Origin of the sequence: Celeribacter sp., from assembly GCF_048266405.1 — a bacterium.
Classification (GTDB): Bacteria; Pseudomonadota; Alphaproteobacteria; order Rhodobacterales; family Rhodobacteraceae; genus Celeribacter.
This window is the reverse complement of sequence record NZ_JBLWZO010000014.1, coordinates 33537-56526: the sequence shown is the minus strand read 5'-3', so window position 1 is coordinate 56526 and position 22990 is coordinate 33537. Positions and strand designations below refer to the sequence as shown.

The window sequence follows — 22990 nt, the reverse complement described above, 5'->3', positions numbered from 1 at the left end:
TGAAGCGGGCGTAATACCACGAACTGTCCACGAATGTGTCCATCGTATCCGTCTCGCGCAGGGCCGCGCCGCCGCATTTCGGGCAGGTCGTGTTGCGCCATGTCGGGTGACGGTCCAGCGGGTTGCCGGGAACAGAGAAATCAATCGGCTTGCCATCTTCGTCGAAGGGCAATTTGACAGGCAGGTTCTCTTTCTTCTCCGGCACCACGCCGCAGCTTTCGCAATGGACCACGGGGATGGGGCAGCCCCAATAGCGTTGCCGTGACAGGCCCCAATCGCGCAGACGGTACTTGGTCACGCCGTGACCGACGCCGTTGGCCTCGCAGAAATCAATAGCTGCTTCGACGGCTTGTTCACCCGTCTGGACCTCATCTCCCGCAAAGCCGAGCAGATATTTTACCGCATCGGTTTTGAAGGGCGCATAGGCCTCGGATGTGTCGAGTTCGCCCTCTGTGGGCGCAAAGACGTAGTTGATCGGTAGGCCGTATTTGGTGGCAAAATCAAAGTCGCGTTGATCGTGGGCAGGACAGCCGAAAATCGCTCCTGTGCCGTAATCCATCAGAATGAAGTTGGCGATATAGACAGGCAATTCCCATGCGGTGTCGAATGGATGGCGCACTTTGAGGCCGGTATCCATGCCGAGCTTTTCGGTCTTCTCGATGGCCTCTTCAGTCGTCCCGCCCTTGCGGCATTCGTCACAGAAGGCGGCAACCTCGGGATTGTCGGCGGCGAGTTTCTTGGCCAGAGGGTGATCGGCAGAAATACCGACAAAGGATGCGCCGCGCAGGGTGTCGGGGCGGGTGGTGTAGACTTCCACGCGGTCGTGGCCCTCAGGCGCGTCGATCAACGAGAAGGCAAATTGCAACCCGCGCGACTTGCCGATCCAGTTTTTCTGCATCGTCTTGACCTTGTCGGGCCAGTCGTCGAGACGGTCGATGGCTTCCAACAGGTCTTCGGAATAGTCGGAAATTTTGAAGAACCACTGGGTCAACTCCTTGCGCTCCACCGGCGCACCCGAGCGCCAGCCGCAGCCGTCGATGACCTGCTCGTTGGCCAGAACCGTCATGTCGACGGGATCCCAGTTCACGGTGGCGTTCTTGCGGTAGACCAGCCCCTTTTCGAGAAAGTCGATGAACATGCTCTGCTGCTGGCCGTAGTACTCAGGATCACAGGTCGCAAACATACGCGTCCAGTCGATCGACAAGCCGAGCGGCTTCATCTGGTCAACCATTGTGTCAATATTGGCGTAGGTCCATGTCTTCGGGTGTCCGCCAGAGGCCATCGCCGCATTTTCGGCGGGCATCCCGAAGGCGTCGAAACCCATTGGGTGCAACACCGAGAAACCGCAGGACGATTTATACCGCGCGACGACGTCGCCCATCGTGTAGTTGCGCACGTGACCGATGTGGATGCGGCCCGACGGATAGGGGAACATCTCAAGGACGTAGTATTTCTCTTTGTCGGGGTCACGTTTGGCGAGAAAGACCTCAGCCTCGTTCCAGGCAGTTTGCCATTTCGGTTCCAGATCAGCGGGCGCGTAGCGGCTCATATCGGTTTCCTTCGTCTCTCACGTAAAACGCCGGGCATCAGCGGCCCGGCGTGGTGATAATCCTTTGGCCCTCTTGGGTCTAGAGGCCAATGTGGTGTCTGTTACTTTCCCGAGCGCAATTGGCGGGCGCGGGTCAGGATGGCGTCCTCGACGGCACGCACGGTTGCGGCGCTGACTGCACCGCCACGGGTGTAGAGCGAGATGTTGAGCGTCCTCGCGTCCAGTGCAGGGTCAGTGACGTGGATCGTTGCGCGGTAGGCGCGGCCACCACCGGGTGGTGTGCCATAGCCTGTGGTGATCACGCCGGTAAACGGATCGGCGGATTGCACGGGCAGGAAGGACAACACTTCGAGCGCGGCATTCCAGATGTATTTGTTGACCTGAACATCACTCGACGCGCCATTGCGTCCGCCGCCAAAGATCGTGCGGGCTTTGCGCTGTTCGATGATGATGGTTTCGCCATTGGGGATTTCGACCGCTTGGCCTGTTGAGCGTGTGTCAACGACTTGGCCGCCATCGGTGACGACCGTCTTGCCTCCCCCCGAGAACGGGCCAGAGCCAATCGAGCCAAATCCGAGGCTGTCACTCAGTGAGCCGAGGCTTCCGCCGCCACTACAGGCGGTCAGGGCCAGTGTTGCAAATAGAGCAAGGCTTGGACGGTACATGCTTGATCCCCTCAATATCAATCGACGCAACCGTATAGGCCAATGTGAGAGGGAACAAGTGGTTAGACGCAGGCTTGGGGCGGAATGGTGGGCAAATCGGGCCCGACAAACGGAAAGGGCCACCCCGAAGGGTGGCCCAAACGTATTCTAAATCTCAGGAGAGATTAGAAGGACAGGGACACTTCAAGTGTCAGACCGTCCATGAGTTCGAAATCGGAGTCGTATGCGTCACCGATGTCTGTAGTTGCGCCGTCAACATCGCCGTTAGCGTAGGACGCGAGGAAGGTTGCGCCGCCGCCGAGGTCGTATTTCGCAGCGATGTATTCGCCTTCGCCGTCAACCGTACCAGCACCGAGCAGGAGGCCATTGCCCATGTCGTATGTGCCTTCGAGGTTGTAGGTTGTTGTGCCAGCGTCTTCGATTTTGGCAGTGACGGAGACTGGGCCATCTTCGTAGACAGCTTTCAGACCGTATACGTCACCAGCTGAATCGTTGTTTGCGTACCAAACGGAGAGAGCAACTGGACCCATTGGGTAACCAACTTCGATACCGTAGTTGGTGTCGGCGCCGACTTTAGCAACACCAACGTTAACCGATGCGCCACCGAAGGTGGTGCCAACGTTCAGGTTGGTTGCGTCGGAAGCTGCGAAAGCGGGGACAATAGCTGATGTGAAGCCGTTGTTGTAACCGAAGGAGAAGTTCACGGAACCAAAGGAACCAGCGATTGCTGCGGTTGTACCGTCAGTTGTGCCGTTGTCGAGGACAACAGTCGAAATTGCGGCCTGAACGGAACCGAAGGAACCTTTGAGGACGAGGTTCTCGCCGGCGTCGCCGATGTCGTCGTCGTCGTAGTCGGTCATGCCGTCTGCGAGACCTTCAGGAGAAGCAACGAGTTGGTCAACAGCGGAAGTGTACTCACCGAAGTAGAGGCCGCCCATGTCGGATTCAACGTAGACGGTGAAGTCGCTGTCGTAGGCAACTGTGCCGTTAATCAGGTTGCTTGCGTCAATGGCGAAAGTCGCGCCAGCAGTCCAACCGTTGTTCAGCTCTTGGGAAAGAGCGGCGTTGATACCTGCATCGCCGTATACGGCGTTTTTGATGTCGTCGTTGTAACCCAAAGTTACGTCGCCGGAGAAGGTAACTTCAGCAGCAGCTGCGCCGGCAAAGCCGAGTACTGCTACGGAGGAGAGAAGGATGTTTTTCATAGTGCCCTCGTGGAGTTTAAAAATTCAGGATGCCGGGTTGCCCGACACATGCCGAATGAAATGCGCTGAATGAGTGTTTTGGTCAAGCGACAGGCGGGGCGTTTGGGCAGGATAGGTAAAAATGATGCAACGAGGACACACACCTGTTGCACGCCCCACATCACAGGCAATACAAGGAAAACAGGCAGGAAATGCGACACAAGAGGGGAAAATATGGGGTTTGAAGAGGTTAACGCGCGTGTTTTGGCAGCCACTGAGGCTGCGGGGCGCAAAAAGGGCGCGGTTCAGTTGATCGCCGTGTCCAAAGTGCAGCCAAACGAACGAGTCGCCGCTGTTTTGGAGAAAGGCCACCGTGTTTTCGGGGAAAATCGGGTGCAGGAGGCTTCCGAGAAGTGGCCAGACTTCAAATCCCGCTTCTCAGGTGTCGAATTGCACCTCATCGGTCCGCTCCAAAGTAACAAGGTGCGTCAGGCAATGGAGCTGTTCGACGTGATCCAAACGGTGGACCGTCCGAAACTGGCCAAGGCGATTGCGCGTCTGGCGGGCGAGTTGGACCATTGTCCGCGGTTGTTCGTGCAGGTGAACACGGGCGAGGAACCGCAAAAGGCAGGTATCCTGCCGCCTGATGCGGACGCCTTTATTGCGCAATGCCGCGATATGGGGCTCACGATCGAGGGATTGATGTGCATTCCCCCCGCAGGAACCGACCCCAAACCACACTTTGCCATGCTTGCCGAGATTGCCAAACGTAACGGGATCGCGGGTTTGTCGATGGGCATGTCGGGGGATTTCGAGGTGGCGATTGCAAGTGGTGCAACCCATGTCCGTGTCGGCTCTGCCATCTTCGGGGATCGCGACTACGGATGATCGGTCCTAGCGTATGACCAAGCGGCTGCGCGGTGTGAGACGGGCCACGATCCATGCAAGGTGATCGGCACGAAAGGCCACGCAGCCCTCTGTCGGGTGGCGCGGTTTGCGCCATCTGTGGATGAAAATAGCCGAGCCTTTGTGCGCTGTCGCCTCGGGCCAGTTCCAATCTGTGACCACAAACAGGTCGTAAAGACGGTCTGCGCGGCGCAGTTTTTCATGGCTCTCGGAGAAGGGTGATTTTACGGCGCTATTATAGAGTGCGTGTTTTGGGGCATCGCACCACAGATCGCGGGGGGTAATTTGGTGTGCACCGTGGACCTGCACGCGGTCGGGGCGTGCCCAGATCTGCGGTAGGGCGTGAATGCCACGCGGTGTCGCTCCGTCGCCTTCGCGTTTGGCATTTGTGATTCCGCCCTTGCCAATGGCGCAGGGAAAGCGGCGTCCGCGAAACCGTGCGCCCCATTTGGTCACCACAATATCCTCGGGACCAACTGCGCGGGTCACAGCAGGTGCCCCGACTTTTTGGCTTTGGTGGCCAGATAGGCGGTGTTGTGGGCGTTTTCACCGACTTTGAGCGCAACGCGTTCGGTGACGGTGATTCCTTGGTCCTGCATCTTTGCGATCTTTGCGGGATTGTTGGTCATCAGGCGCACGGCGCCAAAGCCCATTTCTTTGAGGATCGCCGCACCGATTCTGAAATCGCGTTCATCGTCTTCAAATCCGAGGCGGTGATTGGCCTCGACGGTATCAAAGCCCTGATCCTGTAGCGAGTAGGCGCGCATCTTGTTGGCGTGACCGATGCCGCGCCCCTCTTGGTTGAGGTAGAGCAGCACGCCTTCGCCCTCCGTTCCCATCTGTGCGAGAGCGCTGCGCAGTTGCGGGCCGCAGTCGCATTTGAGCGATCCGAGCAGATCGCCCGTGAAGCACGCCGAATGCAGGCGGGCCAGAACGGGTTTGCTGCGATCAGGTTTTCCAATCTCGACCGCAAAGTGTTCCTCGCCGCCATCATCGGGACGAAACACATGCACGCGCCCCGCCTCGGACGCGATGAGCGGCACGCGGGCGTGGATCACATCGGTGAGCGGCGCGAGGTCGGCCATATGCGGCAGGGCCAACTCGACGGGTAAAACGGTCAGCCCGTTGTCGCTCGCGATCTGGGTCGCATTGTCCACCGAAACCACAAGGGCGGCGGGCAACAGGCGAGCGGATTTGGCCAGCGTGATGGCGGCGCGATGCACAGAGGCGTCACCGTCACGGATAGAGGTGAATGGCCCCTTCATCGGGTGGGTCAGGTCGTCGGCGGGGTCTGCGACCGATCCGACCCAAAGCGTTGTTGCATCTTTCGGCAGCGTCAATCGCGCTACATCCCCGTCATAGGCCCGCGCGTTTAGCGTCGTGGCACGCCGTGCGGTGATGGTCAAAACCGGCGTGCCCAATGCCGTCATGTCGGCGAGGCGCTCGGGGGAGAGCCCTTCGGCGGCTATTGCAATGGCGTCGCCTTGGCTGCTGCGCAAGGCCACAGGCACCCCCATGCGCAGGTCGGCGCGGGCGCGGGCGATTAACTCTGGCAGGCTGGGCGCGAGGCTCATTGAGGGGCTTTCCGTTACAATCGTGGCCACTGATGTAGCGATTATTGACGCAATGTGAAACATTTAGCATTCATTGCACACGCTTGCGTGAGCAAACTGTCGCAAATCTTGTCGAACGCGTGATCGCACATCACATCTATCCCAGACAGAGATAAATGCAGGAGGTCTGAACAATGGCCACTCTCAAACGAATTCTCCTTGTGGATGATGATGACGATCTGCGCGAGGCATTGAGCGAACAGCTCGTTATGACCGAAGACTTCGATGTTTTCGAAGCGGGCGATGGTGCCAGCGGCATGGAACGGGTGAAGGAAGGTCACTATGACCTTATCATTCTCGACGTAGGCTTGCCCGACACCGACGGCCGCGAGCTGTGCAAACGGATGCGCAAATCTGGTGTGAAATCCCCGATCCTGATGCTTACAGGCCAAGATAGCGATGCTGACACGATCCTTGGCCTCGATGCTGGCGCGAATGATTACGTCTCCAAGCCGTTCAAATTCCCTGTGCTTTTGGCGCGTATCCGTGCGCAGTTGCGCACCCACGAGCAATCAGAAGCCGCTGTGTTCCAGCTTGGGCCGTATACGTTCCAACCTGCGCAAAAGATGTTGATCACGGAGGATGACAAGAAAATCCGCCTGACCGAGAAAGAAACCAACATCCTGAAATTCCTCTACCGCGCGACCGAAGGTATCGTGGCGCGTGACACTTTGTTGCACGAGGTCTGGGGCTACAATGCGGGCGTGACTACGCACACGCTTGAGACCCACATCTACCGCCTGCGTCAGAAAATCGAGCCTGATCCCTCGAATGCGCGTCTCTTGGTGACGGAATCGGGTGGATATCGCCTCGTGGCCTAACGTCCCAAAAAACTTTTGAAAAAATGCAGACACGCGGGAACCTTTTGATGGTCTCGCGTGTTGTCTTTTCGAAGCCGCAGCGTATCGCGGGTAAGATACGCAGTCCCTAGTTCCCTCCTCCCTATATAGCCCGGCTCTCGTAGCCGGGCTTATTTTTTTGCGCGGCTTTCGGGTGGTCTTGGCGGCGGCGCGGCGCTAGTGTTTGCCTCGATCCAAAGGAGACGAGCCTCATGTCCTTCACTCTTGCTACGTGGAATATTAACTCCGTGCGTTTGCGCGAACCGATTGTGTGCAAACTGCTCGAAGAGGAAGCCCCTGATGTGCTGTGTCTTCAGGAGTGTAAATCCCCCGTCGATAAAATCCCGATGGAGCGGTTCCACGCGTTGGGCTACACGCACATGGTTGCCCGTGGCCAGAAGGGCTACAACGGCGTGGCGATCTTGTCCAAAATCCCAATGGTGGAAGCAGGGGCGGAGGATTACGCTTCCCTCGGTCATGCGCGTCATATCGCGGGAAAGTTGGAGAATGGCGTGACCATCCACAACTTCTATGTGCCCGCAGGTGGCGACAAACCCGACCGTGAGGTCAACGAGAAATTCGGGCAAAAGCTCGACTACCTCACCGAAATGCGCGATGCGTTTTTTGCTGACGCGCCTGAGAAGGCGATCCTCGTGGGCGATCTTAATATCGCACCGCGCGAGGATGATGTCTGGGATCACAAGAAACTTCTCAAAATCGTCTCGCATACGCCCGTTGAGGTTGACCATCTTGCCCAAGTCCAAGACGCAGGAAAATGGGTCGACATCACCCGTCAGGATATCCCCGACGGATTGCTCTATTCGTGGTGGTCGTACCGCGCCAAGGATTGGGACGGGGCGGATAAGGGCCGTCGTCTTGACCACGTCTGGTCGACGCCTGACATTTCGAATGCCGCTCATTCAAGCCGTGTGTTGCGCGCTGCTCGCGGGTGGGAAAAACCCTCAGATCACGCGCCGGTGTTTGCGACATTTGACCTCTAGCGAGCCCCTTTAAATCACGCCCTAAACAGCGCATATAACAGCCAACAGACTTTTTAGCGGAGATGACACTATGGATTTAGGGCAAACAACGACAGCCGCAGCTGGCGCAAACATATTTGATGTCAGCGAAGCCGAATTCATGGCGAAGGTCATTGATGCCTCCCATGAGACCCCGGTCATTCTGGATTTCTGGGCACCGTGGTGTGGACCGTGCAAAACGCTTGGCCCCGCTTTGGAGGCGGCTGTGAACGCAGCGGGTGGCAAAGTCAAACTGGCCAAGATCAACGTGGACGAGAACCAAGGGATTGCAGGCCAGATGCGCGTGCAATCTATCCCAACCGTTTTTGCCTTTCATAAGGGCCAACCTGTCGACGGATTCCAAGGCGCATTGCCACAGTCCGAGGTCGATGCCTTTGTGACCAAAATCGCCGCCATGCACGAAGAGGACGGCGGGCTTTCCGATGCGATCGAAGCTGCGGAGACAATGTTGGAAGAGGGCGCTGTGGACGACGCGCTTGAGACTTTTGCCGCTATTCTCGAAGAGGACCCCAATGCCGCAGCCGCTTTTGCGGGTCTGGCGAAATGCCATGTGGCCAAGGGCGATCTCGATGCTGCTGAAGCAGTGCTGAACGGCGCACCCGCCGAAGTGGCGACCAAAGCCGCGATTGAGGCGGTTCAGGCGCAGATCGCGCTCGCACGGGAGGCCGAGTCGGCTGGCCCCGTTGACGAACTGCGCGCCAAAGTTGCCGCTGAGCCTGCCAATATGGAGGTCAAACTCGAACTGGCCACCGCGCTGCATGGCACGGGCGATGTTGCGGGTGCTGTTGATGTCTTGTTGGAGGCCGTTCGGACGGATCGCGACTGGAATGACGCCGCGGCCAAAACGCAGCTGTTCAAGATTTTTGACGCACTTGCGCCCAATGACAAGATCGCGCTCGATGGGCGCCGTAAATTGTCGTCGATCCTGTTTGCCTGACGGCTTTGCCGCGCTAGATAGGCTCACATGATGAAAGCGGCCAAACTTCCAAGGGTGATCCCTGTCTTTCCGTTGCCCGGGGCGCTTTTGTTCCCTCGGGCGCGGCTTCCGTTGCATATCTTTGAACCGCGCTATTTGCAGATGGTCGAAGACTGCATGGCAACGCCAGAGCGTTTAATCGGGATGGTTCAACCCATTACCGAGAGCCGTTTGAGCGCGATTGGTTGTGCGGGGCGTCTGACGGCGTTTTCCGAGATGGAAGATGGCCGCTACATGATCACCCTGACGGGTATCTCGCGTTTCCGGATTGGTGCTGAGGTCAATGGTTTTGCGCCCTATCGTTCATTCGAGGTGAGTTGGGATAGCTTTGCCGCCGATTTGGGACGCGCAGAGCATGATCCTGCTTTGGATCGTGCGGCGTTCATGGCCCTATTGCGCCGCTATTTCGATAACGTCGGATTTGAAACCGATTGGGACAGCCTGCATGGGGCGGATGACGAGTTGCTGATCAATTCTCTATCAATGCTCGCGCCGTTTGATCCTGAGGACAAACAGGCGCTTTTAGAAGCACCGTCCCTTTCCACTCGCCGCGAAACTCTGGTAACGCTAATGGAGTTCGCCCTGCATGGCGGCACCAATGAGGAGATGATGTGATGGACGACGCGCAAACCCAAATCCAATTCGACCGCCGCATGTTGGAGTCGCTTGTGTGTCCCGAGACGCATACGGTGCTAAGCTATGATGCCGAGCATCAGGAATTGATTTCCAAAGCCGCAGGACTGGCTTTCCCGATCCGCAACGGTATTCCGATCATGTTGATCTCCGAGGCGCGCAAACTCGACGACTAAGTGCCTGCTAAAGCGCAATTCCACGCATCAGCTTGGGCAGATCGCCATTCACGCCAGCGGCCTCACGGATCGCCTCGCGCCGCACGCTTGGCAGTGAATTCACAACGCCCATTCCGAGATCGCGCATGAGGCGTAGCATTGGATTGTCGTTTGAAAACAACTTGTTGAACGTATCAGTCATCAGCGCCATGGTTGCGATGTCGAACCTGCGCCACTGGCTGTAGCGGGCCAAAACATCCTCGCGTCCGATGTCTTCGCCACGGCGATGGGCCTCGACAAGGACTTCCGTCAACGCCCCCACATCTTTTAGCCCTGCGTTCAATCCTTGCCCCGCGATGGGGTGCATCCCGTGGGCGGCATCCCCGACCAAGGCCACGCGCGGTGCATAGAACGCATTGGCGAGGGTGATGTTGAGAGGGTAGGTGAACCGTCCCCCCGCGAGCGAAATCTCCCCGAGAAAATCCCCGAAACGTGGCTTGAGCACTTCGAGGTAGTCCGCGTCAGACAACGCTTGGATTTGCTGTGCAACCTTGTCGCTCTCGGTCCAGACAATCGAGCTTTGATTGTTGGGCAGAGGCAAAATAGCAAGCGGGCCAGGGGGCAGGAAATACTGATGGGCGCAACCCCCGTGAGGTTTTTCGTGCTGAATGGCACAGACAAGCGCGGTTTGTTTGTAGCTCCATCCTGTGCGTTTGATCCCTGTACGAATGGCCGTGCCAGATCCACGTCCATCGCAGCCGACAATCAGCTTGCCTTCGAGGTTTGTGCCATCGGCAAGGGTCAGCGTCGCGCCATGCGCCGTGACCTCTTGCGCCGCGACCATGCCCTCGATCTGGGTGATATTGTCGTGGTTGTCCAAGGCGTCGAGAAAGGCGCGGCGCAAAAAGCGGTCTTCGACCATAAAACCCACAGGGCCGTCGTCGATTTCGGCGTGATCGAACTCAAGCATAAACGGGGCAGGGGCCTCACCGGGTTTGCCGTCCGTTACCTTGACGTCGAGGATCGGTTGGGCATTGGGCGCGACCGTGGGCCAGACGCCGATGGCTTTGAGTAGGTGCTGAGACCCAAGGGACAGCGCATAGCCGCGCCCGTCGAAATCCTCAGACATGCGTGCATGTGCAGGCAGCGCGTCAATGATAGTCACGCTGAGGCCCGCATTTGCTGCGGCCAAGGCCAAGGCGGGTCCATTAAGGCCGCCACCTACGATGAGCAGATCGCTTGTATGTGTCATGACCGTCAATATGACGTGCCGAACGGGATTGTCCATGCGCCTTTGCGTCGCTAGCCTAGGGAAACCGACGTGACAGTTTTCAGGGATAGATTATGGCCGACTACCACGAAATGAGCATGTGCGATCTGGGTCGTGCGATTGGGGCGGGTCAGATTGATCCCGTTGATTTAACCGCGCATTTTCTTGATCGGGCAAAGGCGCACCGCCTGTCGGATCGCATCTATGCACGCTTCATGGAGGACCGCGCGATGGCGGAGGCTACGGCTGCTTCTGAGCGTGCAAAAGCGGGCGTGCGGCGTGGGCTACTTGATGGGGTGCCCGTGTCGTGGAAAGACCTGTTTGATACGGCGGGGGTCGCGACCGAAGCGGGGTCCGCCCTGCTCAAAGACCGCGTTCCTTCGGTGGATGCCGAAGCGCTCCAACGTGCCACCGCTAACGGTCTGGTGGCTTTGGGCAAAACCCATATGAGTGAATTGGCGTTTTCAGGGCTGGGCCTCAACCCCATCACCGCGACCCCGCCCTGTGTGAACAATGAAGCGGCTGTCTCGGGCGGATCGTCCTCGGGGGCTGCGACCTCGGTGGCTTACGGTTTGGCGGCGGGCGCAATCGGGTCCGACACGGGCGGGTCCGTGCGCATTCCCTCGGCATGGAACGATCTTGTTGGTCTGAAAACCACCTCAGGGCGGCTGTCGCTCGACGGTATTGTCCCGCTTGTGGCGTCTTTTGATACCGTTGGGCCGCTGTGCAAAACGGTCGAGGATGCGGCGGCGACCTTTGCCGTTCTCGACGGGACACCTGCGCCCGATCTGCGCGGTGCATCTCTTGCGGGAACGCGTTTGTTGATTCTCGATAATGTGGTGTTTGATGATATTCGCGCTGAACCGCTCCAAGGGTTTGAAGCAGCGGTTGAAAAACTCAAATCCGCAGGAGCCAAAATCGACCGCGCCGCTGTGCCCGTTGTCGATGAGGCGATGGAGCTGTCTGCAGTTTTGTTCAATACCGAAGCCTACGCCGAGTGGCGCGATGTGATCGAAGCCGCGCCTGATCTAATGTATCCGCGCATTCTTGACCGTTTTAGGGCGGGGGAGGCCTTTGGCGGCTGTGACTATGTGGCAGCATGGAAAATGTTGCACCGTTTGCGCGCCCAATACCTCGCGCAGACAGCGGGCTATGATGCGGTGATTTTGCCCACCGCGCCGATCATGCCGCCGGACATTGAGCGCCTTATGACCGATGCCGATTATTATGTGACCGAAAACTTGCTCGCGCTGCGCAATACGCGGGTCGGAAACCTGCTTGGCTTGGCCGCATTGACCCTGCCCACAGGCGTTGCGTCTACGGGAATTTCGCTGCAAACCCCACCAAATTCCGAAGCGAGATTGCTCCGGCTTGGGGCGGCTGTTGAGGCGGCCTTGGCCTAAAAGCCACATATTGTGTCCAAGGGGGGTAAGAAACCGCCTCTTTTTGTGGACCGAGGCGGCGCGTCCCGCTATCCTAGTGGCAATGAACCGGGCGAAAATGATCCGGAAAATGAGGCAGTAGCAGTAATCATGACGTTCCCTGAGCGGTTTTCAAACCTGCCAGAATATGCGTTTCCGCGTTTGCGGAGCCTTCTCGACGCGCATGCCGCGGGCGGAGATGTGACGCATATGACCATTGGCGAACCCCGCCACGCCATGCCCGATTTCGTGGCTGACGTGTTGGCTCAGAACGTGTCTCTTTTTGCCAAATACCCTCCTAACGATGGCTCCGACGGCCTGCGTGCTGCGATTGCCGCGTGGATTGCCCGTCGTTTTGGCGTGACTGTCGATCCCGCCACCGATGTGATGGCGCTCAATGGCACACGTGAGGGATTGATGAACGCCTGTATCGCGCTGTGCCCCGAGACCAAACACGGCAAACAGCCCGTGGTTTTGACGCCCAACCCGTTTTATCAGGTCTACGCCGTGGCCGCTGTGACCGTGGGCGCCGAGCCCGTGTTCGTGCCTGCAACGCGCGAGACAGGGTTCCTGCCCGATTACGCGAGCCTGCCTGCCGAGGTGCTTGACCGCACGGCGATTGCCTACATTTGTAGCCCGTCCAATCCGCAAGGAGCCGTGGCGTCCTATGACTACCTGCGCGACCTGATCGCACTGGCCGAAAAGCACGATTTCAAAGTGTTTGCGGATGAATGCTATTCCGAGATTTATCGCGGTGAAAAGCCCGTGGGTGCCTTGCAAGTGGCACGTGACATGGGCGCGGACCCTGAACGGGTGGTGATTTTCCACTCGCTGTCCAAGCGCTCGAACCTGCCCGGTTTGCGCTCTGGCTTTGTGGCTTCTGGTCCCCAAAACATCCACCACATCAAACGACTTCGCGCCTACGCAGGTGCGCCGCTCCCGCTGCCAATCCAAGCGGTGTCCGAGCGGGTTTGGGCGGACGAGGCCCACGTTGAGGCCTCGCGTGCGCTCTACGTTGAGAAATTCAATATCGCTGACGAGGTGTTTGACGGCATCGACGGATGCGGGGCACCTCAAGCGGGATTTTTCCTTTGGCTTCCTGTCGCTGATGGCGAAGAGGCGGCTATGAAACTATGGACGCAAACAGGCATTCGCGTCCTTCCTGGCGCGTATCTGTCGCGTGACGCGGATGGGGGAAACCCCGGCGCGGGCTATATTCGGGTCGCTCTGGTGGCCCCAAAAGAAGAAACACAGCGCGGGCTGATCACGCTTCGCGACTGTTTGTACGGGTAAGAAAGAGGCAAAGATGGCATCATATCAAGCACGTGGGAGAGACCCTCTTTTCGATCGCAACACGCAAGCCGTTCTGGAGCGGCGTGGCAAGGAGCTTATCGGCATTGGCCTTCTGGCTGTGGCGCTCCTGTTTGCCTTGATGCTTGGCTCCTATGTGCCTGAAGATCCCTCGTGGATTTCGGTGACCGAAGCGCCTGTTCAAAACATTCTTGGCCGCCCCGGTGCGACGATTGCCTCGCCGCTGATGATAGTGGTCGGCTACGCCTCTTGGGGTATTCCCTTGGCGTTCGCGGCTTGGGGTCTGCGGTTTGTGCTTCACCGTGGTGCCGAACGTGGCCTGTCGCGTTCCGTCTTCGCCCCGATAGCCATCGCCATCGCCGCCGTTTTCGCCTCTTCTTATGGCACTTCGACACAGGGTTTTGGTGGCTTGTTCGGGGACACCGCTCTTGGGGCGCTTGTTCAGCTATTGCCATTGGGGGCCGCTCTGTCCTTGAAGGTGATGACCTTTGTCAGCCTCGTCGCAACCATTGCGGTGACGTTGTTCGTGCTTGGCTTTACCCGCCTTGAATTGAACGCCGTTCTGCGGTTCCTCATCATTGGTGTTGTCTCGGCCTATGCCGTTCTCTTGCACATCATGGGTCGGACAGCGAAAGGGTCGGTTTCCGTAACGCAACAGATGGCGACCCGCGCGGCCGAGCGTCGTGAGGCCCGTCGTCTTGCTGCAGTGGAAGCCGCTGAATTGCAGGCCGCTACCGAGGCGCAATATGCTCAGGCGGCCCCCGCCGCCGCGCCGCGTGTGGTGCGTGCCGATGCGCATGTTGTCGCTCCCGCGCCTGCGCCCTCTGCCGCCTATCCTGCCGAACCTGCAGTGACAAAGCCGTCGCTGTTTGGCACGTTGCTCAAGCGCACTCCGGAGCTGCAATATGATCTCGAACCTGAATTGATCGAGCCTGAGCTTGCCCCCGAGCCTCCTGTGACACAGGGAACCAATCAACGGATCTCCGCGAAAATTTCGAACATCATCAGCTCGCGTGCGCGTGCAGGGTCCACGCCTGCGGTGGAGACGTCTGAACGTGTCGAGCCACCCTTGACGGCTGCGCAAAAGGCCGCTGCCCGTTACAAGAAAGGCCCCGCACCAATGATCCTTGCGGAGCCTTCCCAAGCCGCGGCCTCCTCGGCTTTTGCCGAACAACAACAGGCCGATACTCCGATGGAGTATGCCGACCCATATGCAGGTGCGGACGATGAGCCTGTTGTCGTGCCGCTTGATGTGCCCGAATATATCGCTCCGCAAACACCACGTGCCGCATCCGCCCCCGCTATTCCAGAGGCGAAAAAGGTTGTGCAGCACCCTGTGCGCAAGCCTGTGACCCCGTCGAAACGGGCGCAAGCCGAGGCGCAACCCGCGCTGAAATTCGATCCTAAAGAGGCCGAATACGAGATTCCGCCTCTGTCGCTGTTGGACAATCCGATTAATATCGAACGTCACACGCTGTCGGATGAGGCGCTCGAAGAGAATGCGCGGATGCTCGAAAGCGTGCTCGATGATTACGGCGTCAAAGGCGAGATCGTCTCGGTCCGTCCTGGCCCTGTTGTGACGATGTATGAGCTTGAACCTGCACCAGGTCTTAAGGCCTCACGCGTTATCGGTCTGGCCGATGACATTGCGCGGTCGATGTCGGCGCTCTCCGCGCGTGTGTCCACCGTTCCGGGCCGTTCGGTTATCGGGATAGAGCTGCCGAACGAACATCGCGAAACCGTGTCGTTCCGTGAAATCCTGTCGACCCGTGACTTTGGAGACGGTAACCAGAAATTGCCACTCGCCTTGGGTAAGGACATTGGTGGCGACCCCGTTGTGACCAACCTCGCCAAGATGCCCCACCTGCTGATCGCAGGGACAACGGGCTCGGGTAAATCCGTTGCGATCAACACCATGATCCTGTCGTTGCTTTATAAGCTGACGCCAGAGGAATGCCGCCTGATTATGATCGACCCGAAAATGTTGGAGCTGTCGGTTTATGACGGCATCCCGCATTTGTTGTCGCCGGTTGTGACCGACCCGAAAAAGGCGGTTGTGGCGCTCAAATGGGCGGTTGCCGAAATGGAAGACCGCTACCGCAAAATGTCCAAAATGGGCGTGCGCAATATCGACGGTTACAATGGCCGCGTGAAAGACGCGCTTGAGAAAGGCGAATTGTTCTCGCGCACCGTGCAGACGGGTTTTGACGACGAGACGGGTGATCCGATCTTCGAGACCGAGGAATTCCAACCTGAAACGCTTCCATACATCGTCGTTATCGTCGACGAGATGGCCGACCTGATGATGGTCGCGGGCAAGGAGATCGAAGCCTGTATCCAACGTCTTGCGCAGATGGCGCGGGCCTCGGGTATTCACTTGATCATGGCAACACAACGCCCGTCGGTGGATGTTATCACCGGTACGATCAAGGCCAACTTCCCAACTCGTATCTCCTTCCAAGTGACCTCGAAAATCGACAGCCGCACCATCTTGGGTGAGCAGGGCGCCGAGCAGCTTTTGGGCATGGGCGATATGCTCTTCATGGGTGGTGGCGGTCGGATCACACGATGCCACGCGCCGTTTGTTTCGGACGAAGAGGTGGAAAAGGTCGTTTCCTATCTCAAAGCCTACGGCCCACCTGACTATGTCGGTGGTGTGGTCGAGGGCCCTCCCGGCGATAAGGAAAGCGATATCGACGCCGTGCTTGGCCTATCCACAGGTGGCAATACTGACGGTGAGGATGCGCTCTACGATACGGCTGTGGCCATCGTGGTCAAAGACCGCAAGTGTTCGACCTCCTACATCCAGCGCAAGCTGTCGATCGGCTATAACAAGGCCGCGCGCCTTGTGGAGCAGATGGAGGACGAGGGCGTCGTTTCCTCGGCCAACCACGTCGGGAAACGCGAAATTCTCGTGCCCGAAAACTAGGGGCCACTCCGACAGTCTGAAACATGAAATCACGCGGAATTATGTCCGCGTGATTTCTTTTTAGGTGAAAGCCTTTCGTGGCGTGCCTATATCTATTTCATGACTTTATTTCGTATCGCTTTGGCGCCCGCCCTTTTTGTGTTGTCTCTCGCCGTCCCTGCTGCGGCCGAGAAACTTTCGCTCGACCAGTTGTCCAACTATCTCAACACACTCGGTACGGTGACGGCCGATTTTGTGCAGACCAATGATGACGGCTCGCGCTCTAAAGGTGTGCTGACGATCAAACGGCCTGGTCGGATGCGTCTGGAATATGCGGGGTCAAAGGATTTGGTTCTGACTTCGGGCGGTCAGGTCGGTGTGTTTGATGCAGGCTCCAATGAGCCGCCGCAGCGCTTCCCATTGTCGAAAACGCCACTCAACCTCATTCTCAAGAACAACGTCAACCTGTCACAGGCCCGTATGGTGGTCTCGCATACAGAGCAAAATGGCGACACGATTGTCCGCGCACAAGATCCCGCGCACCCCGAATATGGCTCGATTGATCTCATATTTAGCGACACGCCCGTTCTCAAGGCATGGGTTGTGCATGACGACACGGGCGGATCGACCACGGTGCAGCTGACCAAAATGCGCCTTGGCGGCAAGGTCTCGGATGGCCAGTTTAACATCCACGCCGAAGCCAACAGACGTGGCACGCCGCTCGACTAACTCCTAAATTCACGATGTTCCGATATGCAAAAGGGCGCCCTATGAGGGACGCCCTTTTGTCGTTTGAAAACTGTGTGCTCTGCGCAATGTCAGGCTTTGCCGCAGGCTCTCAGCTGTGAGGCGTAGGTGGTCGAGCGTGATCCGACTTCCGATGCGACGCGCATCAACCACGACTTCGCACGGTAGCTGCCACGTTTATAGCCTGTGCGACCCTCGTGATAGGCGAGGTATTGGGCGCGGGCGTCGGATTTGGAAATGCCCAGCTGCTCCGTTGATTGATCCATGTACCACCCCATAAAATCGGTCGCGTCGGTAATGCGGTCGCGGCGGGCGCCAAGCCCACCTTCGGATTTGCGGTACTCGTCCCATGTGGCGTCAAGCGCCTGTGCATAGCCATAGGCGGAGCTTTGACGGCCCATCGGGATCACGCCAAGCACAAAGCGGAAGGGCGTGCGAGCATTGCCGATGAATTTACTTTCTTGATAGATTGTTGCCATCTGAACGTGAACGGGGATGCCCCATTTGCGCTCGGTACGCTTCATCGCACGCAGATAGGAGGGGTGTTGGCTCACAATGGAGCACGCATTGTCTAGGTTTCGCGGCGCGGAATGATTGCCGCTTCCGCAAGCCGACACCAATACCAACAGTGCGACTGTTTGGAGTGCTTTACGCATGACTGCCTCTCGAGTGTTTTTTATTGTCTTTTTTTCAACACTACCTGATTTCACGCGTTGGTAAAATGTCTTTCCCGTGATCGTGAGGTCTGTCGGCGGAAATTAGAGAAGCAAACCGAGCAAAATGGGTAGGTAAACCACCGATAACAGCGTTGAGGCCACGACGAGGCCTGCGACCTCTTGGGATTTAGCGCCGTATTTTTCCGCCAACATGTAAGATGTCACGGCAACGGGCGTTGCGATCTGGACCACCAAAACCGCAAAGGGAACGGCGGCGAGATCGAACCACGACCCGATGATGGCGGCGATACCTGCACATAAAATGACCTTGCCGATGGACAGGGCCACCGCACGTCCCATGCTTTTGACTTGGAGACGGGCGACCGCGACGCCCAGCGTGATCAGCATCACGGGGATGGCGATCTGGCCCAACATGTCGAGTGTATTCATCGCAAAGGTGGGTAGCGTCCACCCCTGCCACAAGAACAATCCGCCCAGAACGGTAGCACCGACAAGCGGTTCTTTGATCACCTTGCCCGGATGTCCGCCGCCGGCGGTCACGTAAACACCAAAGGTGAAGGACCAAAGCGCCATCACGGCAAAGACGATCACGGCGTAGCTGAGACCCTCGTCACCGAAGGCGAAGTAGGCCAAGGGCAGGCCTAGGTTGCCCGTGTTGCCGAAAATAAGCGGCGCGAGATAGGTGCGAACGTCCATTTTGAGCACTTTGACGACGACAAAGGCAACAATGGTGACGGCGGCAAAGGCAACCACGGCGGCGAGGAAAAGCGAGGTCAAAGCCGCTGGATCAATCTTGGCATTCACCAATGCGACAAAGATCAGAGCGGGGATCGAAAGGGTCATTGTCAGTCGTGTGACGAACTCAATCCGGTACTCGTGGCCCGCTTTTACCCATGTGAATCCGATGAGGGCGAGGATGAAGACAGGGGCGACAATTTCAAGGACTGTTAAAACAAGCTGCACAGACTGTTTCCTAGATTTTTGGCCCCCCACCGTGGACAGCCGCAGGGTTAAAGGTCTACTAACCAGAAACGGGGGTTGCAATGTCATGCTAAAGACGCGCGCCAAATATCATCTGGGACAAGTCGTTAAACACCGAAAGCACAGCTTTCGCGGTGTGGTTTTTGATGTGGATGCTATCTATTCGAAAACAGAAGAGTGGTATGACAATATTCCGGAGGCGAGCCGTCCCGAGAAAGATCAGCCGTTCTATCATTTGCTCGCAGAAAACGAGGAAAGCTACTACCTCGCCTATGTGTCAGAACAAAACCTGATTGCGGATTATTCGGGGGTTCCTGTGGAACATCCCGATCTGCCCGATTTGTTCGGACCGTTCGAGGACGGGACCTATCCGCTGCATTTTCATCTGAACTAATGTCGCGGGAATGTCTGTGCGTGCTGGGCTAGAGGGCTCGGCTAAAGGTGTGCGCCGTTTTCTGTGGCGATATTCATGCGGAAGCTGAAGACGTTTGACGTCCCGTCGTGTTCGTAAACGAGATCATGGGCCAATTCGCGGATGAGGAACCATCCAAACCCGCCTTCAGGCAGTTCGGCAATGTTATCGTCGATGGCCGCAAGGATGCCCAAGGGTGGTTGACCGTTCGGCATCGGTCGGCCCCGATCCATCACTTGGAAGATCAAACCATTCGGCTCTTCACTAATTTTGACGTTGATTGGGCCTTCGCCCAAATCACAATAGGCGTGTTCAACGATGTTGTTGAGCGTCTCCGCCAGAACAAGTTCGATAGATGTGATTTCCTCGGGCAGGAAACCGCGCTCGGAAAGCGCTGTTTTCAACGATTGCAACGCTTTGCGAACGGACGTGTTCGAGGCATTCATTGCAACGCACAGCATCGCGTGTTCCGCAGGCTTAGCGTGAATGTCGTCGATCTCAAGACGCATGCGCTAACCCCGTGGTGGCATCGGAAACGGAGGGGTGGATTTTAAAGACTGTGTCCATGCGTGTCAGATGAAAGACCCGCTCAACAGGCGGTTGCAGGGCTGCGAGTTCGAGGGTCATGCCATTGTCGAGTGCTTTCAAACAGGCGACCACCGCCCCAAGGCCCGAGCTATCGAGAAAGCCGACCTGTGCGAGATCAAGCAACACGCGATCAGGCGCGCCTTGCGTCAGATTTCGAATCCCATCTTTGAATTTAATGGCACTCGCCGCATCAATACGGTCCTCTTCGACAGTAATCAGGCGAAGATCGTCAAAATCTTTGTGGGTTAGTTTCATCGCTCTACCTATTATTCAAAGTCTTTGTGAGGTTAGGTGCAAAACGTTAAGAGCGGGTATGCGCGCCTCAAGATAGGAAGGATTTTAAGCATATGGATGACGGATTGGAGCAACGGGTTACCGCGCTCACGCAGGGCGAAACGGATGCGGTCGCGCTCATGGCCACATTGGCTTGCGAAGTGCATCATAGTGATGAGCGCTTTCATTGGACGGGCTTTTACCGCGTTGTTGCGCCTGAGTTGATGAAAATCGGCCCCTATCAGGGTGGCCACGGTTGTCTTGTCATTCCATTCTCGCGCGGCGTTTGCGGGGCCTGTGCACGCACGGGTGAGGCGCAACTGGTCGATGATGTCGAGGCCTTCGCGGGGCACATCGCCTGTGCGTCCTCTACGCGCTCCGAATTGGTCCTGCCCGTGCGCAATGCGTCGGGTGACCTCATTGCCGTGTTCGATATAGATAGCGATCTTCCCGCTGCTTTTACGCAGGCGGACGCCACGCGGTTGCAAGCCCTCCTCGATCAGGTCTTTGCGGATGTCGCTCCCGCGTGTTAGGCGCAGCACATGACCCCGATGACCTTCTCCGACTACACCCCGCCCGATGTGCCTCTCGACGTGATCCACGCCGACCATGAGGTGTTGATCGTTGGAAAGCCAGCGGGCCTCTTGTCCGTTCCTGGCAAAGGCGAACACCTGTCCGATTGCCTGATCGCGCGGGTGCAGGCTGCCTTTCCTGAGGCGCTTTTGGTCCATCGGCTTGACCGCGATACAAGCGGCGTCATGGTCTTTGCCCTGACGCGCCATGCCCAACGTCACCTCGGTTTGCAGTTTGAAAAACGGCAGACGAAAAAGACCTATCTGGCGCGGGTCTACGGCAAGATCGCGGAACGCACGGGGACGGTGGACCTGCCGCTCATCGTGGATTGGCCCAACCGCCCGCGCCAAATGGTCTGCCACGAGACGGGAAAGCAAGCGATCACCGATTGGCGCGTGCAGCGCTATGAGGATGACGTCCCTGCCACCCGTGTGCGCCTATTCCCCAAGACAGGCCGCTCGCACCAGTTGCGCGTCCATATGCTTGCCATTGGCCATCCGATTTTGGGCGATCCGTTCTATGCGACGGGCGAGGCGCTTGATGCGCCGCGACTCATGCTACATGCGGAAAACCTGAAATTTCGTCATCCCGATGGGGGCAAGGGCATGTCGTTTACGTCCAAATGCCCCTTCTAATTGAGGCGTCCCGTTCCAAGCGAGACAGATTGTCGCGAACGCTGGTCTTTCCTGTTCTCCCCCTCTTTCAAAGTGGGGTGAGACCCTTATGTTGTGGGGTAAGACCTTCATAATGACAGAGGAGACGACCATGGGCCTTCGTATCAACGACATCATCCCGAACCTCACCGTTCAAACCGATCTCGGCGAGCTGAAACTGCACGACTATGTTGGTGACAGCTGGATGGTGATTTTCTCGCACCCCAAAGATTACACGCCTGTCTGCACCACGGAATTTGGTGCGGTTGCACAGCTTGCCGACGAATGGGCGGCCCGCAACACCAAGGTGCTCGGCGTCTCCGTTGATAGCGCCGAAGAGCATAAAGGCTGGAAAGGCGACATCGAAAGCTTTGCAGGCACCAAGGCGGGTTTCCCGATTGTGGCTGATACTGACCTCGCCGTCGCCAAAGCCTTTGACATGCTGCCCGCCGAGGCTTTCCTCCCCGATGGCCGCACCCCCGCAGACACTGCCACCGTGCGTTCGGTCTTCATCGTTTCACCTGACAAAAAAGTGCAGCTGATCATGACATACCCGATGTCGGTTGGCCGCAATTTCGCCGAAGTCCTGCGCGCCCTCGACGGTCTGCAACGCACCTACGGTCAGCCTCTGGCGACACCTGCCAACTGGGAAACAGGCCAAGACGTCATCGTCGCCCTCTCCCTTGACGATGCTGCCGCGACCGAGAAATACGGCGACCTCGACAAGAAACTGCCCTACCTGCGGTTTGCAAAAGATCCGAAGTAAGCGGTTTTCGCTCTAGATGAGCACCTATCGACTAAACACCTTGTGGTTATGACTTTTCTAAACCACAAGGTGTTTTAGTTTTTCCAATGAGTTGTTGAACACTCAGCCATGTCTATTAACGTTGCCTTTGTCACTGATATGGGTTTCTTGACACCGACCTTGACGGCTGTGGATTCGCCATTGAGACACACGAACTCACATGTCGTTGTGCATTTCGTGGACCATGAATTGACGAAAGAAGGGCTGCGAGATCTAGAACTTGTTATCGCACATCATAGCAACGCGAATCTATGTATGCATGTTTTAACCTCTGATCTGTTTGCTGGAATGGAGAGAAAAGACCCTCGTATTGCGCTCGTGACGTTGGGCCGTATGTTTTTGCCGACTTGGGTAGAAGGACGAGTGTTGTATTTGGATGGCGACATATTGGTTGAGGGAGATGTTGCCCCACTTTTTGATTTGGATATGCAAGGAAAACCGATTGGTGTCGTGCGGGATTTTATGGTGCTATATTATTTGTGCGGTAAAAATAAGCCTTACGAGTATTTTTCTGGTATCATGTCTCCGCGACCTGCATCGGATTATTTTAAGGCGGGGGTATTGCTTATTGATTGCAATGCGATACGAGCGGATAAGGAATTAAATTTTTCGATGACCGATATGCGAGCTGCCGGAGCTTACGACTATTTGGATCAAGATCATCTGAACGTATTGTTTAAAGGCCGTACATTGATTTTAGATGGCTGTTGGAACGCTGCATGGGGTAAGGTCAAGCCGCATCATCGTTTCGAAAACTAGCTTGGTTTGGATGTGGGCATGGTGGCAAATGACGCGGGGATCATTCAGCATT

25 protein-coding genes are annotated in these 22990 nt (G+C 57.2%); 15 read left to right on the top strand and 10 right to left on the bottom strand.

Going from position 1 to position 22990, the window contains the following annotated elements; translation table 11 throughout:
- The 3 genes from leuS to ACN0TS_RS16745 form a co-directional block, all read right to left on the bottom strand.
- The coding region (gene leuS, locus ACN0TS_RS16755) for a leucine--tRNA ligase (RefSeq protein ID WP_417260511.1) at nucleotides 1-1549 on the bottom strand (1549 nt) is incomplete at its 3' end.
- A 101-nt stretch (nucleotides 1550-1650) separates the two neighbouring features.
- Complete coding sequence (locus ACN0TS_RS16750) at nucleotides 1651-2214, bottom strand: DUF3576 domain-containing protein (protein ID WP_417260510.1); 564 nt, start codon at nucleotides 2212-2214, stop codon at nucleotides 1651-1653.
- A 164-nt stretch (nucleotides 2215-2378) separates the two neighbouring features.
- Entirely contained in the window at nucleotides 2379-3419 is a 1041-nt protein-coding gene (locus ACN0TS_RS16745) for a porin (RefSeq protein ID WP_417260509.1), read from the bottom strand.
- Nucleotides 3420-3632: 213 nt separating this feature from the next.
- Here ACN0TS_RS16745 and ACN0TS_RS16740 point away from each other — a divergent pair, with 213 nt between their 5' ends.
- A complete protein-coding gene (locus ACN0TS_RS16740; protein WP_417260508.1) occupies nucleotides 3633-4286 on the top strand; it encodes a YggS family pyridoxal phosphate-dependent enzyme in 654 nt (217 codons plus the stop codon).
- A gap of 6 nt (nucleotides 4287-4292) precedes the next feature.
- Here ACN0TS_RS16740 and ACN0TS_RS16735 read toward each other — a convergent pair whose 3' ends face one another.
- Both ACN0TS_RS16735 and ribA read right to left on the bottom strand, forming a co-directional pair.
- On the bottom strand, nucleotides 4293-4793 hold the full coding sequence (locus ACN0TS_RS16735; RefSeq protein ID WP_417260507.1) for a L,D-transpeptidase family protein: 501 nt from the start codon (nucleotides 4791-4793) through the stop codon (nucleotides 4293-4295).
- A complete protein-coding gene (gene ribA / locus ACN0TS_RS16730) occupies nucleotides 4790-5878 on the bottom strand; it encodes a GTP cyclohydrolase II (protein ID WP_417260506.1) in 1089 nt (362 codons plus the stop codon). The genes ACN0TS_RS16735 and ribA overlap by 4 nt, the downstream gene beginning before the upstream one ends.
- A 173-nt stretch (nucleotides 5879-6051) precedes the next feature.
- Here ribA and ACN0TS_RS16725 point away from each other — a divergent pair, with 173 nt between their 5' ends.
- From ACN0TS_RS16725 to ACN0TS_RS16705, 5 genes are all read left to right on the top strand, one after another.
- Nucleotides 6052-6738 carry a response regulator transcription factor gene (locus ACN0TS_RS16725; RefSeq protein WP_417260505.1) on the top strand — a complete coding sequence of 229 codons (687 nt, stop codon included), beginning with the start codon at nucleotides 6052-6054 and terminating at the stop codon, nucleotides 6736-6738.
- A 230-nt stretch (nucleotides 6739-6968) separates the two neighbouring features.
- The gene (locus ACN0TS_RS16720) at nucleotides 6969-7757 is read left to right on the top strand and encodes an exodeoxyribonuclease III (RefSeq protein WP_417260504.1); all 789 of its coding nucleotides are present in this window, start codon (nucleotides 6969-6971) and stop codon (nucleotides 7755-7757) included.
- 70 nt (nucleotides 7758-7827) lie between these two features.
- Nucleotides 7828-8733, top strand: a complete 906-nt coding sequence (gene trxA, locus ACN0TS_RS16715) for a thioredoxin (RefSeq protein ID WP_417260503.1) — start codon at nucleotides 7828-7830, stop codon at nucleotides 8731-8733.
- A gap of 27 nt (nucleotides 8734-8760) precedes the next feature.
- Complete coding sequence (locus ACN0TS_RS16710; RefSeq protein WP_417260502.1) at nucleotides 8761-9387, top strand: LON peptidase substrate-binding domain-containing protein; 627 nt, start codon at nucleotides 8761-8763, stop codon at nucleotides 9385-9387.
- The gene (locus tag ACN0TS_RS16705; RefSeq protein WP_417260501.1) at nucleotides 9387-9581 is read left to right on the top strand and encodes a Trm112 family protein; all 195 of its coding nucleotides are present in this window, start codon (nucleotides 9387-9389) and stop codon (nucleotides 9579-9581) included. Before ACN0TS_RS16710 ends, ACN0TS_RS16705 begins: the two co-directional genes overlap by 1 nt.
- A gap of 7 nt (nucleotides 9582-9588) precedes the next feature.
- Here the strand turns inward: ACN0TS_RS16705 and ACN0TS_RS16700 are convergent, their stop codons facing one another.
- Nucleotides 9589-10812, bottom strand: a complete 1224-nt coding sequence (locus ACN0TS_RS16700) for an FAD-dependent monooxygenase (RefSeq protein WP_417260500.1) — start codon at nucleotides 10810-10812, stop codon at nucleotides 9589-9591.
- Nucleotides 10813-10904: 92 nt separating this feature from the next.
- On the opposite strand from ACN0TS_RS16700, the gene ACN0TS_RS16695 reads away from it, so the two are divergent.
- The 4 genes from ACN0TS_RS16695 (at nucleotide 10905) to ACN0TS_RS16680 (ending at nucleotide 17199) form a co-directional block, all read left to right on the top strand.
- Nucleotides 10905-12233, top strand: a complete 1329-nt coding sequence (locus ACN0TS_RS16695) for an amidase (protein WP_417260499.1) — start codon at nucleotides 10905-10907, stop codon at nucleotides 12231-12233.
- A 129-nt stretch (nucleotides 12234-12362) separates the two neighbouring features.
- Entirely contained in the window at nucleotides 12363-13544 is a 1182-nt protein-coding gene (locus ACN0TS_RS16690; RefSeq protein ID WP_417260498.1) for an aminotransferase class I/II-fold pyridoxal phosphate-dependent enzyme, read from the top strand.
- 13 nt (nucleotides 13545-13557) lie between these two features.
- Nucleotides 13558-16491 (top strand): DNA translocase FtsK 4TM domain-containing protein, encoded by a 2934-nt coding sequence (locus tag ACN0TS_RS16685; protein ID WP_417260497.1) that lies wholly within the window; start codon nucleotides 13558-13560, stop codon nucleotides 16489-16491.
- Between the two features lie 99 nt (nucleotides 16492-16590).
- Complete coding sequence (locus tag ACN0TS_RS16680; protein ID WP_417260496.1) at nucleotides 16591-17199, top strand: LolA family protein; 609 nt, start codon at nucleotides 16591-16593, stop codon at nucleotides 17197-17199.
- A gap of 89 nt (nucleotides 17200-17288) precedes the next feature.
- Here the strand turns inward: ACN0TS_RS16680 and ACN0TS_RS16675 are convergent, their stop codons facing one another.
- Nucleotides 17289-17873 (bottom strand): lytic transglycosylase, encoded by a 585-nt coding sequence (locus ACN0TS_RS16675; RefSeq protein ID WP_417260495.1) that lies wholly within the window; start codon nucleotides 17871-17873, stop codon nucleotides 17289-17291.
- Between the two features lie 102 nt (nucleotides 17874-17975).
- A complete protein-coding gene (locus tag ACN0TS_RS16670) occupies nucleotides 17976-18857 on the bottom strand; it encodes an AEC family transporter (protein WP_417260494.1) in 882 nt (293 codons plus the stop codon).
- An 85-nt stretch (nucleotides 18858-18942) separates the two neighbouring features.
- Here ACN0TS_RS16670 and hspQ point away from each other — a divergent pair, with 85 nt between their 5' ends.
- Nucleotides 18943-19269, top strand: coding sequence for a heat shock protein HspQ (gene hspQ / locus ACN0TS_RS16665; RefSeq protein ID WP_417260493.1), 327 nt, complete (start codon nucleotides 18943-18945; stop codon nucleotides 19267-19269).
- Between the two features lie 41 nt (nucleotides 19270-19310).
- Here the strand turns inward: hspQ and ACN0TS_RS16660 are convergent, their stop codons facing one another.
- Nucleotides 19311-19796 carry an ATP-binding protein gene (locus ACN0TS_RS16660; protein WP_417260492.1) on the bottom strand — a complete coding sequence of 162 codons (486 nt, stop codon included), beginning with the start codon at nucleotides 19794-19796 and terminating at the stop codon, nucleotides 19311-19313.
- A complete protein-coding gene (locus ACN0TS_RS16655; protein WP_417260491.1) occupies nucleotides 19786-20130 on the bottom strand; it encodes an STAS domain-containing protein in 345 nt (114 codons plus the stop codon). Before ACN0TS_RS16655 ends, ACN0TS_RS16660 begins: the two co-directional genes overlap by 11 nt.
- Before the next feature lie 92 nt (nucleotides 20131-20222).
- On the opposite strand from ACN0TS_RS16655, the gene ACN0TS_RS16650 reads away from it, so the two are divergent.
- From ACN0TS_RS16650 to ACN0TS_RS16635, 4 genes are all read left to right on the top strand, one after another.
- Nucleotides 20223-20681 carry a GAF domain-containing protein gene (locus ACN0TS_RS16650; RefSeq protein WP_417260490.1) on the top strand — a complete coding sequence of 153 codons (459 nt, stop codon included), beginning with the start codon at nucleotides 20223-20225 and terminating at the stop codon, nucleotides 20679-20681.
- A gap of 9 nt (nucleotides 20682-20690) precedes the next feature.
- On the top strand, nucleotides 20691-21356 hold the full coding sequence (locus tag ACN0TS_RS16645) for a pseudouridine synthase (RefSeq protein ID WP_417260489.1): 666 nt from the start codon (nucleotides 20691-20693) through the stop codon (nucleotides 21354-21356).
- Nucleotides 21357-21486: 130 nt separating this feature from the next.
- Nucleotides 21487-22140 (top strand): peroxiredoxin, encoded by a 654-nt coding sequence (locus tag ACN0TS_RS16640; RefSeq protein ID WP_417260488.1) that lies wholly within the window; start codon nucleotides 21487-21489, stop codon nucleotides 22138-22140.
- 108 nt (nucleotides 22141-22248) lie between these two features.
- On the top strand, nucleotides 22249-22938 hold the full coding sequence (locus tag ACN0TS_RS16635; protein ID WP_417260487.1) for a glycosyltransferase family 8 protein: 690 nt from the start codon (nucleotides 22249-22251) through the stop codon (nucleotides 22936-22938).
- Nucleotides 22939-22990 lie beyond the last annotated feature (52 nt).

Excerpts from the sequence above, each read along its gene's own strand:
- ACN0TS_RS16750 (WP_417260510.1), bottom strand. The coding sequence starts at position 2,214 with ATGTACCGTCCAAGCCTTGCTCTATTTGCAACACTGGCCCTGACCGCC.
- ACN0TS_RS16745 (WP_417260509.1), bottom strand. The coding sequence starts at position 3,419 with ATGAAAAACATCCTTCTCTCCTCCGTAGCAGTACTCGGCTTTGCCGGC.
- ACN0TS_RS16740 (WP_417260508.1), top strand. The coding sequence starts at position 3,633 with ATGGGGTTTGAAGAGGTTAACGCGCGTGTTTTGGCAGCCACTGAGGCT.
- ribA (WP_417260506.1), bottom strand. The coding sequence starts at position 5,878 with ATGAGCCTCGCGCCCAGCCTGCCAGAGTTAATCGCCCGCGCCCGCGCC.
- ACN0TS_RS16725 (WP_417260505.1), top strand. The coding sequence starts at position 6,052 with ATGGCCACTCTCAAACGAATTCTCCTTGTGGATGATGATGACGATCTG.
- ACN0TS_RS16720 (WP_417260504.1), top strand. The coding sequence starts at position 6,969 with ATGTCCTTCACTCTTGCTACGTGGAATATTAACTCCGTGCGTTTGCGC.
- trxA (WP_417260503.1), top strand. The coding sequence starts at position 7,828 with ATGGATTTAGGGCAAACAACGACAGCCGCAGCTGGCGCAAACATATTT.
- ACN0TS_RS16710 (WP_417260502.1), top strand. The coding sequence starts at position 8,761 with ATGATGAAAGCGGCCAAACTTCCAAGGGTGATCCCTGTCTTTCCGTTG.
- ACN0TS_RS16705 (WP_417260501.1), top strand. The coding sequence starts at position 9,387 with ATGGACGACGCGCAAACCCAAATCCAATTCGACCGCCGCATGTTGGAG.
- ACN0TS_RS16700 (WP_417260500.1), bottom strand. The coding sequence starts at position 10,812 with ATGACACATACAAGCGATCTGCTCATCGTAGGTGGCGGCCTTAATGGA.
- ACN0TS_RS16695 (WP_417260499.1), top strand. The coding sequence starts at position 10,905 with ATGGCCGACTACCACGAAATGAGCATGTGCGATCTGGGTCGTGCGATT.
- ACN0TS_RS16690 (WP_417260498.1), top strand. The coding sequence starts at position 12,363 with ATGACGTTCCCTGAGCGGTTTTCAAACCTGCCAGAATATGCGTTTCCG.
- ACN0TS_RS16685 (WP_417260497.1), top strand. The coding sequence starts at position 13,558 with ATGGCATCATATCAAGCACGTGGGAGAGACCCTCTTTTCGATCGCAAC.
- ACN0TS_RS16680 (WP_417260496.1), top strand. The coding sequence starts at position 16,591 with ATGACTTTATTTCGTATCGCTTTGGCGCCCGCCCTTTTTGTGTTGTCT.
- ACN0TS_RS16675 (WP_417260495.1), bottom strand. The coding sequence starts at position 17,873 with ATGCGTAAAGCACTCCAAACAGTCGCACTGTTGGTATTGGTGTCGGCT.
- hspQ (WP_417260493.1), top strand. The coding sequence starts at position 18,943 with ATGCTAAAGACGCGCGCCAAATATCATCTGGGACAAGTCGTTAAACAC.
- ACN0TS_RS16660 (WP_417260492.1), bottom strand. The coding sequence starts at position 19,796 with ATGCGTCTTGAGATCGACGACATTCACGCTAAGCCTGCGGAACACGCG.
- ACN0TS_RS16655 (WP_417260491.1), bottom strand. The coding sequence starts at position 20,130 with ATGAAACTAACCCACAAAGATTTTGACGATCTTCGCCTGATTACTGTC.
- ACN0TS_RS16650 (WP_417260490.1), top strand. The coding sequence starts at position 20,223 with ATGGATGACGGATTGGAGCAACGGGTTACCGCGCTCACGCAGGGCGAA.
- ACN0TS_RS16645 (WP_417260489.1), top strand. The coding sequence starts at position 20,691 with ATGACCCCGATGACCTTCTCCGACTACACCCCGCCCGATGTGCCTCTC.
- ACN0TS_RS16640 (WP_417260488.1), top strand. The coding sequence starts at position 21,487 with ATGGGCCTTCGTATCAACGACATCATCCCGAACCTCACCGTTCAAACC.
- ACN0TS_RS16635 (WP_417260487.1), top strand. The coding sequence starts at position 22,249 with ATGTCTATTAACGTTGCCTTTGTCACTGATATGGGTTTCTTGACACCG.